The sequence below is a fragment of the Enterococcus dongliensis genome, from assembly GCF_031927985.1.
Lineage (GTDB): Bacteria > Bacillota > Bacilli > Lactobacillales > Enterococcaceae > Enterococcus_A > Enterococcus_A dongliensis.
On record NZ_JARPZC010000005.1, the window covers coordinates 63,152 to 77,421 of the forward strand.

Here is a 14,270-nt window from a genome sequence, read left to right on the forward strand (position 1 = left end):
TGAATGTTATTAATAATCGTATCTAATGTTATTAATAATCGTATCTTTTGAAAAATTCAACTGTTTACTGTTCAACTTATTTACAACACTTTTAAATCGCTTGATTCTCTTTTGAAGTTGATGGATCATATTTTTTCTTCCTTGATGACTGTTACTGCTGAGTTCACGATCAATGATTAGTAGTTTTGTTTCTACTTTATCTAAGGCTGAACGATAGTAGACCTCAAGTTCTTGGTATAATTCGACAACTTCAACGTCCATTACATGCTCAGTAACACTTTTCTTTTTGTTTAAAATATCAACGATTTGCGTTATGGGATATTCAACCATGCTAGACCACTCCTTTTGATAGGCATTTAGTGATAATCATCGCTTCCTTTTAAATTATCCTAACATAATAAAAGCGTTTCATCATACTATATGAAATCAAGCAAAGGAGACTTTGCTATTGGGCTGGTGTAAGGTAAGATGATTAGTAGATCAATACGAGTTAGGAGTTAAAAAGATGAAAAATATGTTGAAGATGAGTGTGTTGATTCTTTTATTTCTCAGTGGGTGTGGGAATAAAGAAATCGGAAAAACGGAACAAAATCATTCTGCCAAAACAACACAGCCGAATGATGCAACGGTACAGCTTGATTTTTCTGCGGTTGGAGACAATTTGATTCATGATTATATTTATGAACATCTGAAACAATCAGATGGCACGTACCGTTTTGATGAAATGTATGAACCGACACGGTATTTGAACAAAGATCGAGATGTCGCTTATATTAACTTAGAAACGATTTGTGCAGGTGAAGAGTTGGGACTATCAGGCTATCCAGCATTTAATGGCCCGACGCAAGTATTAGACTCTTTGCATACAGCAGGTTTTAACTGGTTGTCAGCCGCTAGCAATCATACGATGGACCGGGGCGAAGCAGGGATTGTAAAGCAGTTGGAGTATTTGGAAAAGTATCCTGATATTACTGTGACAGGCTCACAAAAATCTGCCGCAGCCAATCGTCTACAAGTAAAAACTATCAAAGGCGTAAAAGTTGGTTTGATGTCATATACGTATGGATTAAATGGGATAGAACTACCGGAAGGCAAAGAGTATTTAGTTAATCTGATTGATGAAGAACAGATAGCGCAAGATATGAAACAATTGACAGAACAAAGTGATATCCAGATTGTCAGCATGCATTGGGGCGAAGAATATCAATTTGTTCCAAATGAAAATCAAATACAGTTAGCTCAACGTTTAAGCGATGCAGGTGTAGATGTGATCGTTGGCGGTCATCCCCACGTTATCCAGCCGATGGATTATCTGACAGGGAAATCTGGCAACCAAACGTTAGTAATGTATTCGTTAGGCAATTTCATTTCTTCTCAAGCAGAAAATGATCGGATGCTTGGCGGGATGGGCCGTTGGACGATCGATTACAACACAAAAAAGAAAGATCTGACATTTGAACACGTGGAATTCTGGCCGACAATCACCTACATTGGCGATAATTATCAAACTTATCGAACATACGCGTTAAAAGATTACACCGATGAATTAGCCAATCAGCATATGATTCATGTTAATCAAGGACAAGACTTATCTCGTAGTTACTTTATCGAACGTACAGAACAGATCATGAATGATAAAATACCGTTTATTTATTAAAAGGATTATTTGGAAAATCAGCAAAAAAACAGGGAGGGAAATTGAATATTTTCCCTCCCTGTTTTTAGTTTTTAGAAAAGCAGTAATAGCTAGTCATTTTTTTTCTCAGAATCAGATGTAGTATTGGCAGTTCCTTTTCTCTCAGGACTTTTCCACGTACCAGAACCTAGCCCCATGATTGTTTTAACTGCAGGGATGAAGGTAGTGACGATCGTCAGTGCATTCATTATCCAGTAAAACAGCATATAAAGCGGTGCAAAAAAGAGATATTTTATTTTTTTTCCTTGATCATCAACGATTAAAGAGGCGATCAATTGGAACATGCTTGAAATTATTTCAAAACAAATAAAGAGAAAAGACAACGTCAAGATATGGAAAATATCTTCCGGATTTTTTGAGAATCCGGCGGCCAATAATTGCCAGAGAAAAAGAATCGAAGAGATCCAGAAAAAGAATGACCAAATAATGCTGAGTGATTGATCGATGAACATTACAGTCCGACCAATATTTCTAAATGGATGCAGCAAGACTTTTCTAAAGTTGGTCAACCAGACTTCTGTTCCGCCTTTGGCCCAGCGTTTTCTTTGTCGATAAAGCATTGTCAACGATTCAGGGACTTCCATGAAAAACATAATCTGAGGAGCGAACAAAGACAGCCAACCATCCATTTGATGATCCCAAGCAATACTGATATCTTCTGTTGCGCGATCTTGTCTGAATAGCCCTACATCGATTAAAGCATTTTTTCGATAGAGCGTATTTGCTCCACTGTAGGCATAAATACTGCCTAATACCCCGATTTGAGTCCGTTTGATGATCCCAACAATACTGGAAAATTCAACAGTTTGCGATTTTGCGATTAGTTTTGAGCGATTTTGTACGTCCATATTGGCTGTTACCGCAGAGATATTGGTTGAATCGGGACGTAAAAAATAATTGATATAGCGATTGAGTGAATCTGGCTCAGGAACAGTGTCTGCATCGTTGCTCAAGATCAATCCCCCTTTGGCAAAACCTAGTCCGATATTGAAAGCATGCGCTTTTCCTTTGTTTTTTTTCAATCCGGATTACTCGAAGCTTAGGATATTTTTTTTGCAAGCTTGTGAGGATCTCCGGTGTGCTGTCGGTGGAACCATCATCTGTGACAAGGACTTCGTAATGCTCATAGTTGATTTTGGTCATTAAATAATCAATCGTATGTTCAATGACGATCTCTTCATTGTGTGCAGGGACCATGATTGTAATAAATGGTTCGATTTCTTCAGGGATTTCGTTCCATTCCTTTTGGCGGCGTTTAAACAAAAAAGAATAACATAAATTTCCAATAAACCATGCAAATCCGCCGATCACAGGATAGGTAATCAAAAGCAGAAAAAGGATGAAAAAGCTGGTATCCAGCACCTGATTACTCATTTGTAATAAAGCGATCATAACTTAGCTCCATTCTTTTCATATAGATTTCGAATAAAGTCTGTGTTAAAATTTTGTTCCTCTTTGACTGAATAAAAACAAACTTCTTTACGGAATTCTTCGGGTCCAAACCGTTTATCGTACTCTTCTTTTAACAATTGACGGCGGATAGCTAGCTGGTCTTCGTCGTATTGGGTAGCTTTTTGTAAAAGTGTTTTGAACCGATGATTGTTCCAAATCGTTAATAGGATATAAACAACCAGAATAGTCGCAAACGCGATTCCTAAAAAGATTTCTAAAAATTTTAGCAGTTGCAATTCATCTTTATAGACTAAAAAATGCTTCAATTTTGTATTGTTTGGGAATATAAACGGCAAAGCGATCCAAATAAAAGGGACGAGCACGGCTAGCCAACTTAAAATAGCAATAATTGTTTGAAAAATATTCAACGAGTGGTGACCTTTTTTGAAATAGGCATCATCAATCAAATGTTTTTGAACTTCTTCACGGCTGATTTTTTTTTTTCATAATACCTTCTCCCTAAAATTTTTTTGATTGTTATTGACAGGAATAAAAATAAGAGTGACTGACAATCATAATATATAATTATCATCTGTTCCATAAAAATTTACAAATAATTGCTCTAGAGGAAGAGTAGTAATTGAGAAAAATTTAGACTGATTATTATTGCTCAATAGAGAAAAAGTTTTATTTACTCCATAGATTAGGAACAAATAAGAGCTGATGTAGATGTCTACATCAGCTCTTCAATAATAAAATATCTGCTTAGTTTACGAATCTTTGGGTAATTAGCGCCAACCTAAATCTGGTGCAACATCTTTTACAAGTGTTTCTAGCAAGTGGATATTATACTCTACACCTAAAGTATTTGGAATGGTGACTAATACGGTATCTGCTTCTTTGATGGCTTCATCTTCAGCTAATTCTTTAACGATTTTATCAGGTTCGCCAACAAAGGTTTTACCAAAGATTGTTGGATTTTGATGATAAGCAAGAAAACCAACTTGATCGTAATTTGTATCACTGCCTTGGTTGCCAAACAATTGCCGATCCAAGTCCGTAGTAATCGGTTGGATAGAACGCGTCACTAATGTTCGAGGTTCAAAATCATGGCCAGCTTCTTTCCAAGCTTCTTTATAAGCCCGCAATTGTTTTGCTTGTTGGATATGGAAGGGTTCATTGGTTTCATAGTTCACCAATGTTGACGACTGTAGATTCATTCCGTGTTGCGCCGCCCAAGTCGCTGTTTGTTGCGAACCAGCGCCCCACCAGATACGTTGCCGCAGTCCTTCAGAGTAAGGTTCTAACCGTAATTTTCCTGGAGCTTGCGGAAACATTGGCTGTGGATTTTGTTCAGCAAAACGTTCGCCGGAAATCAATCGTAAAAATTCCAAAGTTCGTTCGCGAGTCACATCTTTGATCTCTTCTTCACTGTAGTCATAGCCAAAATATTTCCAACCATCCAGCACTTGTTCGGGTGATCCGCGACCAACACCTAATTGTACTCTTCCTTGGGTGATGATATCTGTCAATCCAGCATTTTCTGCCATCATATATGGATTTTCATAACGCATGTCAATCAAGCCAGTTCCAATTTCGATCGTATTCGTTTTTGCACCGATTGCTGAAAGCAATGGAAACGGCGAACCGATTTGATCTGCAAAGTGATGGACACGATAGTACGCACCGTCGATTCCGATCTTTTCAGCTTCAACAGCCAATTCAATTGATTGCAAATAAGAATCTTCCGCTGTTTTAACAAGGGATCCTTGGTCCATCCAATGCCCAAAACTCAAAAAGCCAATTTTTTTCACGATAGATGACCTCCTTAATATACTAATTATCAGAAAAGTTTACTTCCAATAAGTAAGTATATTCTACTATGAATTTCTTTTTAAGACGAATAATTGTTCTCGAAAAATCTTAAAAGAACCGTTTAATAAAGAAATCCGTAGTCAATAAGAAAAGAAGCCGACTACGATCAATCTGTGAGAAGCGGCTGTCTCTGAGACAATTGCATCACATTTTAGTTGTGAATATGTATCTCGAATGCACCTAGCAGATGAATCGATTCTGATTTGTATTCATGCATTTTATTTTTTTGTGGATTCGGCGAGTATTTCTTCTTTTGTTGTTCACAAAACTATTGTCTCGGAGCGATTCCTTTTACCAACAGCTCAGTCCATTCCGCTGTATAAGGCAGGATTTTTTCATAAATCTGCGGATTAGAGATGCCTTCGATCATGGCTTGAAAATACAACATCAAAAATTCATCTGAATATTTTAAATCGACTTTTCCTTCTTTACGCCCGCGATGGAATAAATCCAACATAATGCCAAAACTTTGCTTTGTATAAGCTTCCATCATTCGGGTAAAGCCGCTGTCTTCTTTTTTAGTGTAATAGCTCATTAAATCTAAGTAAAATTGTTTATTGATTTTTTCGAGGTAATCGATTTTATTTTGACTCATGGCGATCAAAGTTTCTTCAAATGATGCATTTTTCTCCATGATTTTTTTAGCTTTTTCCCCCATTTCATCCATTGACCGGATAAAGACTTCATGAATGAGCTTTTCTTTGCTGCCAAAATATTTAAAAATAGAAGTTTTTCCTACATTGGCCTTTTTGGCTACGGCATCGATCGTTAAATTCTCGATTCCCGTATCTGTATTCATCAGATCAAAAGCAGCTCGTAAAACTTTTTTCTTTTTTTCTTCTGTTCTTCGTTCAAAACCATCCATTAAAAATGCCTACTTTCTATAAAAAAGAATTTTTGTTTATTATAGTTCAAAACTAACTTTGTATATATTATATAGGAAAGAATACGAACTAACAATGGAATTATAGGTTTAAATTTAAAATTATTTTTATTGACTGTTAAAATAAAAAAGAATATTATTGGAGCTGTAAAAGAACTTTGGTTTGAAACAAAGTATAAAGAGGTATTTTATGAATGATACATATTGTATTAGTTCATAAAAAAGGTGCGTTTTGTTCAGACTGGAAAGCTCGTTATAAAATCATGTCAAAAGAAAAGGGAGTTATGTACCATGACAGAAATTGTAAAAGTACAAGGCTTGCAAAAAAAATTTGGTAAATTCCAGGCGTTGAAAGATGTCTCATTCACAGTAAAAGCCGGTGAAGTTGTTGGTTTTATCGGACCAAATGGAGCAGGAAAGTCAACGACGATTCGTACACTGCTAGGAATCATCAACCGAGACGAAGGAGATGTCCAAATATTCGGAAAAGATGTTTGGAAAGATAGTCTAGAAATCCATAAACGAATTTCGTATGTTCCTGGAGATGTTGCTCTTTGGGGCAGCCTGACTGGTGGAGAAATCATTGATCTATTTATCAAACTTCATGGCGGCGGGAGCAAAGCAAAGCGCGATTATTTAATCAAACGATTTGAACTTGATCCAAAGAAAAAAGCCAAAGGTTACTCTAAAGGAAATCGTCAAAAAGTCGGTTTGATTGCTGCACTTTCAGTTGAATCTGATCTGTATATTTTAGATGAACCGACTTCAGGACTAGATCCATTGATGGAAGCAGTATTCCAAGAAGAAGTAGAAAAAATCAAAAATGATGGCAAAGCGATTCTATTATCTTCACATATTTTAAGTGAAGTTGAACGATTAGCAGATAAAGTAGCAATCATTCGACGTGGAGAAGTAGTTGAAACAGGTACATTAGATGAATTGCGTCATTTGACTCGCTCAACAGTTACATTAGTGACAGAAGGCGATATTGAGAAACTTGCGACGCTCTCTGGCGTGCATGATTTTGTTCAAAAAGACGGCAAAGCAACTTTTTCTGCTGACAATGAAGCGATGAATACGATTCTGACCGAGGCAACCAAATTAGGTGTGACAAAAATCGAATCTGTACCGCCAACGCTTGAAGATCTATTCATGCGTCATTACGAAGGCTGATTGTCGGAACGGAGGAAAAGAAAATGAATGAAAAATTTGCCCGTTGGAACGTATTGTTCATTCAATACGTGAAACGCGATTGGAAAAAAATAATTGTTTGGGTTTTAGGTTTGGGTTTGTTCTCAGGAGCATTTGTACCAGCATTTGAAGAGATTGCTAAAGGACAAGGTCTTTTAGGGATGTTTGAAACGATGCAAAATCCAGCGATGATCTCGATGGTTGGACCTACACCAATCAAAATAGGTACGGATTATACTTTAGGAGCGATGTATGCTCAAGAGATGTTGCTGTTTTGCGGATTGTTCGCAATGATTATCTCAGCACTTCATGTGGTGAGCCACACGCGAAAAGAAGAAGAATTAGGTTTGACTGAATTGGTTCGCTCATTTCGAGTAGGACGACAAGCCAATTCATTAGCTGTTATCAGTGAGATGCTGTTGATCAATCTTTTATTAGGTCTTTTAATCGGCGGACTCATGATGAGTTTTGGTGTAAAAACGATTGATGCCGAAGGAGCTTTCTTGTTCGGAGGATCAATTGCATTGGCGGGAATTATCGGTGGTGTATTGGCACTTGTGATGTCGCAGATTATGGCGACCTCTACTGGAGCAACCGGCTCGACATTAAGTCTTATAGGACTTTTGTATATCGTGCGCGCCGGAACAGATGTGTCTAATCTTGATCTATCAATGTTCAATCCAATGGGATGGATTTACTTGACCTATCCTTTCACAAAAAATAACTGGCTACCATTATTATTTGCTTTGATTTTTAGTCTTGTTTTTACCGTACTTGCGTTTGTGTTGGAAGAACATCGCGACATGGGCGCAGGTTATCTTCCTGAACGAGAAGGGCGTGCGACAGCGAAGAAATCACTACTTTCTGTACCTGGTTTGTTTTTCAAGATTAATAAAGGAGTAATGATTGGTTGGCTGATCGCATTTGTCGTTATGGGAGCTGCGTATGGCTCCATTTATGGAGATATGCAAGTCTTTCTTGGCGGAAATGAACTGATGAAACAAATGTTCACTCAATCTGGCGTTTCCATTGAAGAATCCTTTACGGCAACGATCATGATGGTAATGATTGGATTAGTCACAATCTTGCCAATCGCGGTGGTCAATAAATTATTTGCAGAAGAAACAAGACTGCATCTGAGCCAACTGTATGTAACGAAGATTACGCGAGGCCAATTATATTGGACAACGATATTTTTAGCTGTTTTTGCTGGAGTCGTAGGCATTGGCTTAGCATCAGCGGGATTAGGTGGAACGGCGATTTCTGCGATGAAAAATGAATCGACTATGGATCTGACCGATTTCTTAGCTGCTGGATACAATTTTCTCCCTTCCATCTTATTTTATATTGGTTTGGCTGCTTTAGCGTTAGGCTGGTTGCCAAAATTTGGAAAAGTAATCTATGCTTATCTAGGCTATTCCTTTGCTTTGAATTATTTCGGCGGAATCTTAGATTTGCCAGATTGGTTCTCAAAAACGGCGATTCAAAGTTGGATTCCACGCTTACCGATGGAAGAATTTGATGGAACAATTTTTGCAGTGATCACTGTTATCAGTATCGTCTTCTTATTTGTCGGCTATTTAGGATACAAACGCCGTGATATGGTAGAAGGCGCTTAAAAATTGAATTTCTAAAAACCGTTCAGATTTACGAAAGTCGATCTGAGCGGTTTTTTTATGGATAAAAAAGCAAGACTGCCTCTAATATGGATTTTGTCACAGTGATTCTATTTTTTTGAATAAAGGATAGGTAAAACAAAATAAAAGATGTTATCGATCACTATTTTAGCTTATAATAATTATAAAAAAGCAATAGTTTTCTTATAGAAAAAGAAGCTATAGCAGATGAAATTGTTTTTGGTTGCACTAGGAGTTATTAAATAGAAATGGGATAGGAGTTACAAATGAAATTGGATAAAAGGCAGAAAATTTGGGTTGGGGTAATGTTGGCAGTGATCTTTGTAAGTGCGGTGATAAGTATGCAGCCTGTCGAGAGTAAAAAAGATGCAGTAGTTGCTTTGGATCAAGGAAAGCTTAAATACTCGGGTGATCTTGTGAGACAGAAATTCAACGGGCAAGGATCTTTGCATTTTCATGACGGGAGTGTATATAAGGGAACTTTTAAAAATGGTTATTTCAACGGACCAGGAAAATATATAGCCAAAGATGGGTGGAAGTATGTCGGGAATTTCAAAAATGGTCAAGCAGAAGGTCAGGGGACACTGACAGTGGAAAATGGGGCCGTTTATCAAGGAAAATTTAAAGACGGGGTGTATCAGACAAAATGAGGATTAAATGGTTTAGTGGTATTCGGGTAACAGGGTTGATCCTGGTTTTGTTGTATCATTTTTACATAACACAATTTCCTGGAGGATTTATTGGCGTTGACGTATTTTTTACCTTCTCTGGTTTTTTGATTACAGCTTTGTTCATCGATGAATTGGAGAAAAAAGAGTCACTTGATCTATTAGGTTTTTATCGTAGACGGTTAGATAGAATTTTTCCTTCCTTACTTTTAGCAGTCTTGTTAACGATTCCTTTCACACTCTTAGTGACGAAAGACTATGTTGCTAATATTGGTAGACAAATTGCTGCAGCATTGGGATTCACGACAAATTACTTCGAGATCGCAACCGGTGGAAGCTATGAGAATTCCTTTTTCCCGCATTTATTCGTCCATACTTGGTCGTTAGCGGTAGAGGTTCATTTTTATTTGATATGGGGACTTTTGGTCTATTTGATTGCACGAAGAATCAATCATTCACAGATAGATCCTCGGTTGAAAATCAGTCGTTTCCGAGCGTTGCTTGCGCTAGTGTCGCTTCTATTTTTTATTGCCAGTTTTTTGACGATGTTTCTTCGAGCTTTTGGTTTGAAAGAATTCACACCGATTTATTTTTCTAGTATTTCACACAGTTTCCCATTTTTCATCGGAGCTTTTTTAGCGACCATGACAGGTATTAAGAATGTACCGAAAAATTTTGAAAATACCGTAAAAAAATGGACGATAAAGAAGACACTAATCCTTTTTTTCAGTAGTTTGATTGTCTTGCTGGTGTTAGGTCGTTTTATCGAATTCGACCAACGTTTGACCTATCTTATTTATTTTCTAGTTGCTAGTCTGGCAACAGCAGTGATGATCTATACGGCTCGGGTCTTGCATGAAAAAACACCAAATGTGAAAGAGCCGAAGCTTTTGGTTTTCTTTGCAGACATCAGTTATGGAATCTATTTATTCCATTGGCCCTTTTATACGATTTTTAGTAATCGCTTAGACAATCATTTAGCAGTATTATTGACTGTTTTACTCTCTACATTGTTTGCAGCAATTTCTTATTATATTTTGGAACCATTATTAGTGGGAAAAAAACCGAAAATTTTTACTCATAAAATTTCGGTAAATTGGCAGTATGCTGGAGTGCCGGCTGCAGTAGTCGGTTTATTGCTGCTCACTACGACAGTTACCGTCGCTTCCAAAGCACCCGAAATGTCTTCGTTAGAAAAAGAACTTTGGATCAGCCATCTCCAGCAAGATGAAGATGCCATGCAAGAGATGCGAGATTTAGTAGATAAAAAAGCGACCGACGAGTATCAAATAGTAAAAGGAATCAGCGTTATTGGTGATTCTGTGACATTGGGTGTCAGACAGGCAATCTTGGATCAAATCAATGATAGTCGGGTAGATGCTGAAGGCGGCCGACGCATGGAACAAGCCAATGAAGTCATGAAAAGTCAGCAAGAGAAAAAATTATTACGAGAATACGTTATCATCGCTTGTGGGACCAACACATTTGATGACTATGAAAAAAGAATCGAAGAATTGATCGCAACACTGAATCCAGGACATAAATTAATTTTTGTTACGCCGTATGATGGACGTGCCGATGAAACTTGGAACTCTCAAAAGCTGGCCAATTACGAACAAACGTTACCGAAGAAATATCCATTTGTGACTTTGGCAAATTGGAATACACTTGCCTCAGAACACAAGGAGATTTTTGGAGAATCTGATACAACCCACTTTGCTGGCAATCTTGAAGGTGAGAAACTTTACATGGATATGTTGCAAAAAACATTAGCAGAAGCCAAAAATAAACCAGCTAAGACAAGTAAAAACTAATTTCAACAAGTTGAACTGAATGGTTGTCATCATCTTTTTATAATAAATGGAAATTTACAAATCAGATTGATCGTATAAAAAAGCTTAGAATCCTTATACTTAAAGGATTCTAAGCTTTTCTTTGCTATTCCCACTCAACTGTTGCTGGTGGCTTGCTGGTAATATCGTACACGATACGATTGACGTGTGCGACTTCGTTAACGATGCGGACTGAGATTTTTTGTAAAATATCCCATGGGATACGGGCAAAGTCTGCAGTCATGCCGTCGATGGAAGTAACTGCACGGATACCAATTGTGTAGTCATAAGTTCGCCCATCGCCCATCACACCGACTGAACGGATGCCTGGTAAAACAGTGAAGTATTGCCAAATATCACGATCAAGACCGGCATTAGCGATTTCTTCGCGTAAGATTGCATCTGATTCACGGACAATCTCTAATTTCTCTTCAGTGATTTCACCAATGACGCGGATTCCTAGACCAGGTCCTGGGAATGGTTGACGCCAAACGATAGAATCAGGCATTCCTAGCTGTGTTCCTAATTCACGAACTTCGTCTTTGAATAAGGTATTCAATGGTTCAATCAATTTAAATTGCATATCTTCCGGTAAGCCGCCAACATTATGGTGTGATTTGATGGTTTGGGCGGTTTCTGTACCCGATTCGATGACATCGGTATAAAGCGTGCCTTGAGCTAAGAATGAAACTCCTTCTTGACCAGCAAGTTTGGTTGCTTCGTCATCAAAGACATACACAAATTCGTTTCCGATGATTTTACGTTTTTTCTCTGGGTCAGAAACGCCAGCTAATTTATTTAAGAAACGGTCACGGGCATCGACTTTGATAATATTCAAACCAAATTTTCCGCCTAAAGCTTCCATGACTTGTTCGCCTTCGCCTTTACGTAATAGACCGTGATCGACGAAGATAGAAGTCAATTGGTCACCAATGGCTTTTTGCAGCAACACGCCGACCACACTTGAATCAACACCACCAGATAGGCCTAGTAAAACTTTTTTGTCACCGACTTGTTCACGGATCTTGGCAATCTGCATATCGATGAAGTTGTCCATCGTCCAATCACCTTTGCATTGACAAACGTCTAAGGCAAAGTGACGCAATAAGTCATTGCCGTATTCTGAATGGCGAACTTCAGCATGAAACTGGATTCCGAAAAAGTTCCGTTTAGTATCTTGGATCGCAGCAATCGGACAATCTTTGCTAGTACCGACTTTTTCAAAGCCTTCTGGTAATTGGGTAACTAAATCACCGTGACTCATCCAAACTGTTTGTTCTTTTGGAGTGTCGGCAAACAGCACAGCATCGTCAGAGAGAATCTCCAAAGTTGCTTGACCGTATTCACGATTTTTCGCAGGCTCTACTTTCCCGCCTAAGTTATATGTGATAAGTTGCATGCCGTAGCAAATACCTAAAATTGGGATCCCTAATTCAAAAATTTTTGGATCGATAGAGAAGGCATCTTCGTCATAAACACTATTTGGGCCACCTGATAAGATGATCCCTTTTGGATTCATGGCTTTGACTTCTTCAGCAGTGATGCGATGGCTCATAAGTTCTGAGAAAACACCGAATTCACGGATACGACGAGTGATTAATTGGTTATACTGACTACCATAATCAAGTACAATGATTTTTTCTACGTTTGTTAATTCAGTAGAAACATTTGTCACAATTATTACCCCTTTTCAAGTTTTATTATAAAAGAAAGCAAGCTTTCTTTATAAGCTAGTATTTACGCAAATAGATTTCATCAATGATATGATGCTTTGCCTTGTGCAAGATGATATCAGCTCGCCCTCTTGTTGGCAAGATATACTCTTCCAAATTTTTCAAGTTGACATTTTTCCAGACATCTTCCGCCATGGCTAATGCATTCTTCCGATCACCGACAGCATAGTCATAGTAATAGTTGTCGGGGTCTTTAAAGGCGGTATCTAAGAGAGATTCGAAACGTTCTAAATACCATTTCTCTACTAATTTTGGTTCGGCATCGACAAAAATCGACAAATCAAAAAAGTCGCTGACATAGATTTGTTGATTAGCTGGCAGCTGCAAAGTATTGATCCCTTCAACGATCAAAATATCTGGAGAATCGATCAGCTCGTATTCGCCTTCGACGATATCGTAAACATCATGAGAATATTTTGGAATCGGAATCTTTTCTTTGCCTGATTTCACTTCATTTAAGACATCGATCAGTTTTTCCATATCATAACTTTCAGGAAATCCTTTGCGATCCATGATGCCGCGCTCTTCTAAAACGGCATTTGGATATAAAAAACCATCAGTGGTAATCAATTGTACCGTTTGATGTTTGAATAAGCGATCCAATAAAGTCTGTAATAAACGAGCGGTGGTACTTTTTCCGACAGCGACACTTCCGGCGATTCCGATAATAAATGGCGGCATCTTCACATAGCGATGCAAAAACAGCCCTTTACTTAACGTCAACGACTCAAAATCTTTCATATAAAGATGGATCAAATGACATAACGGTACATAGACATCTGTTACATCTTTCATTGAGATTCGGTCGTTCAAACTCTTGATACTATCAAGTTCTGCTTGTGTTAGTGGTGTATTTCCCGGTGTGTAAAAATCTTGCCATTGGTCGCGGGCAATTCGAAAATAGTTCCCTCTTTCGTTCATAATGACCTCCTTATTCGTATTAAGGTACTCATTTTCCAATAAGATAAAATGAGTAGGTTTTGCCGCCACCATGTTACAGATTGACTGAAACAAACTATAAATGTGCAGTGTAAACGGACATCCTTTAATAACTGCGCTTATTCTACCATAAAAAAAACCTGTAAAAGTATTTCGCTTTCAAGAAATCCGAATAATTTCTTGATAAAAAATACTATTTTATATTTTAGCCGAAAGAAACAATAAAAAGCTATTATAATGGTAGGAGTTTCATTGTTTTTTTAGTTGTGGGTGAGAAAACTAGTGAGAAATTAAGAAAAAGTAAGAAAGATCTCTGAGTCTCAGGAACAAAATAGCGATAAGTCAGCAGGCAAAAAAATATGCTAGCAAGTTGCATCATACTATTTGATTAAATAATCGGATGTTTCGTGCTATGATAAAGAGG

The 14,270-nt window shown here is 37.8% G+C and carries 11 protein-coding genes and 1 pseudogene; 5 read left to right on the forward strand and 7 right to left on the reverse strand.

The window, feature by feature from the left end:
* Window positions 1–9: 9 nt before the first annotated feature.
* Window positions 10–330: a hypothetical protein gene (locus tag P7D84_RS05590; RefSeq protein ID WP_311805443.1), complete on the reverse strand. Its 321-nt coding sequence runs from the start codon at window positions 328–330 to the stop codon at window positions 10–12.
* 175 nt (window positions 331–505) lie between these two features.
* Between P7D84_RS05590 and P7D84_RS05595 the strand changes: the two genes are divergently transcribed.
* Complete coding sequence (locus P7D84_RS05595; protein WP_311805444.1) at window positions 506–1,657, forward strand: CapA family protein; 1,152 nt, start codon at window positions 506–508, stop codon at window positions 1,655–1,657.
* A gap of 89 nt (window positions 1,658–1,746) precedes the next feature.
* Here the strand turns inward: P7D84_RS05595 and P7D84_RS05600 are convergent.
* From P7D84_RS05600 to P7D84_RS05615, 4 genes and pseudogenes are all read right to left on the reverse strand, one after another.
* A pseudogene (locus tag P7D84_RS05600) lies at window positions 1,747–3,088 on the reverse strand (glycosyltransferase family 2 protein).
* Window positions 3,085–3,555 carry a cell division protein gene (locus P7D84_RS05605; protein WP_311805446.1) on the reverse strand — a complete coding sequence of 157 codons (471 nt, stop codon included), beginning with the start codon at window positions 3,553–3,555 and terminating at the stop codon, window positions 3,085–3,087. Before P7D84_RS05605 ends, P7D84_RS05600 begins: the two are co-directional and overlap by 4 nt.
* A gap of 321 nt (window positions 3,556–3,876) precedes the next feature.
* Complete coding sequence (locus tag P7D84_RS05610) at window positions 3,877–4,902, reverse strand: LLM class flavin-dependent oxidoreductase (protein WP_311805448.1); 1,026 nt, start codon at window positions 4,900–4,902, stop codon at window positions 3,877–3,879.
* A 329-nt stretch (window positions 4,903–5,231) separates the two neighbouring features.
* Complete coding sequence (locus tag P7D84_RS05615; protein WP_002326773.1) at window positions 5,232–5,828, reverse strand: TetR/AcrR family transcriptional regulator; 597 nt, start codon at window positions 5,826–5,828, stop codon at window positions 5,232–5,234.
* A 309-nt stretch (window positions 5,829–6,137) separates the two neighbouring features.
* On the opposite strand from P7D84_RS05615, the gene narA reads away from it, so the two are divergent.
* The 4 genes from narA to P7D84_RS05635 all read left to right on the forward strand — a co-directional run bounded on the left by narA (window position 6,138) and on the right by P7D84_RS05635 (window position 11,156).
* Window positions 6,138–7,019, forward strand: a complete 882-nt coding sequence (gene narA / locus P7D84_RS05620) for an ionophore ABC transporter ATP-binding subunit NarA (protein ID WP_311805450.1) — start codon at window positions 6,138–6,140, stop codon at window positions 7,017–7,019.
* Window positions 7,020–7,042: 23 nt separating this feature from the next.
* On the forward strand, window positions 7,043–8,656 hold the full coding sequence (narB, locus tag P7D84_RS05625; protein WP_311805451.1) for an ionophore ABC transporter permease subunit NarB: 1,614 nt from the start codon (window positions 7,043–7,045) through the stop codon (window positions 8,654–8,656).
* Window positions 8,657–8,940: 284 nt separating this feature from the next.
* Window positions 8,941–9,324 (forward strand): MORN repeat-containing protein, encoded by a 384-nt coding sequence (locus tag P7D84_RS05630; protein WP_311805452.1) that lies wholly within the window; start codon window positions 8,941–8,943, stop codon window positions 9,322–9,324.
* A complete protein-coding gene (locus P7D84_RS05635) occupies window positions 9,321–11,156 on the forward strand; it encodes an acyltransferase family protein (RefSeq protein WP_311805454.1) in 1,836 nt (611 codons plus the stop codon). The genes P7D84_RS05630 and P7D84_RS05635 overlap by 4 nt, the downstream gene beginning before the upstream one ends.
* Before the next feature lie 124 nt (window positions 11,157–11,280).
* Here the strand turns inward: P7D84_RS05635 and guaA are convergent, their stop codons facing one another.
* A complete protein-coding gene (gene guaA / locus P7D84_RS05640) occupies window positions 11,281–12,849 on the reverse strand; it encodes a glutamine-hydrolyzing GMP synthase (protein ID WP_311800397.1) in 1,569 nt (522 codons plus the stop codon).
* A 55-nt stretch (window positions 12,850–12,904) separates the two neighbouring features.
* A complete protein-coding gene (coaA, locus tag P7D84_RS05645) occupies window positions 12,905–13,828 on the reverse strand; it encodes a type I pantothenate kinase (RefSeq protein WP_311800396.1) in 924 nt (307 codons plus the stop codon).
* Between the last annotated feature and the right edge of the window lie 442 nt (window positions 13,829–14,270).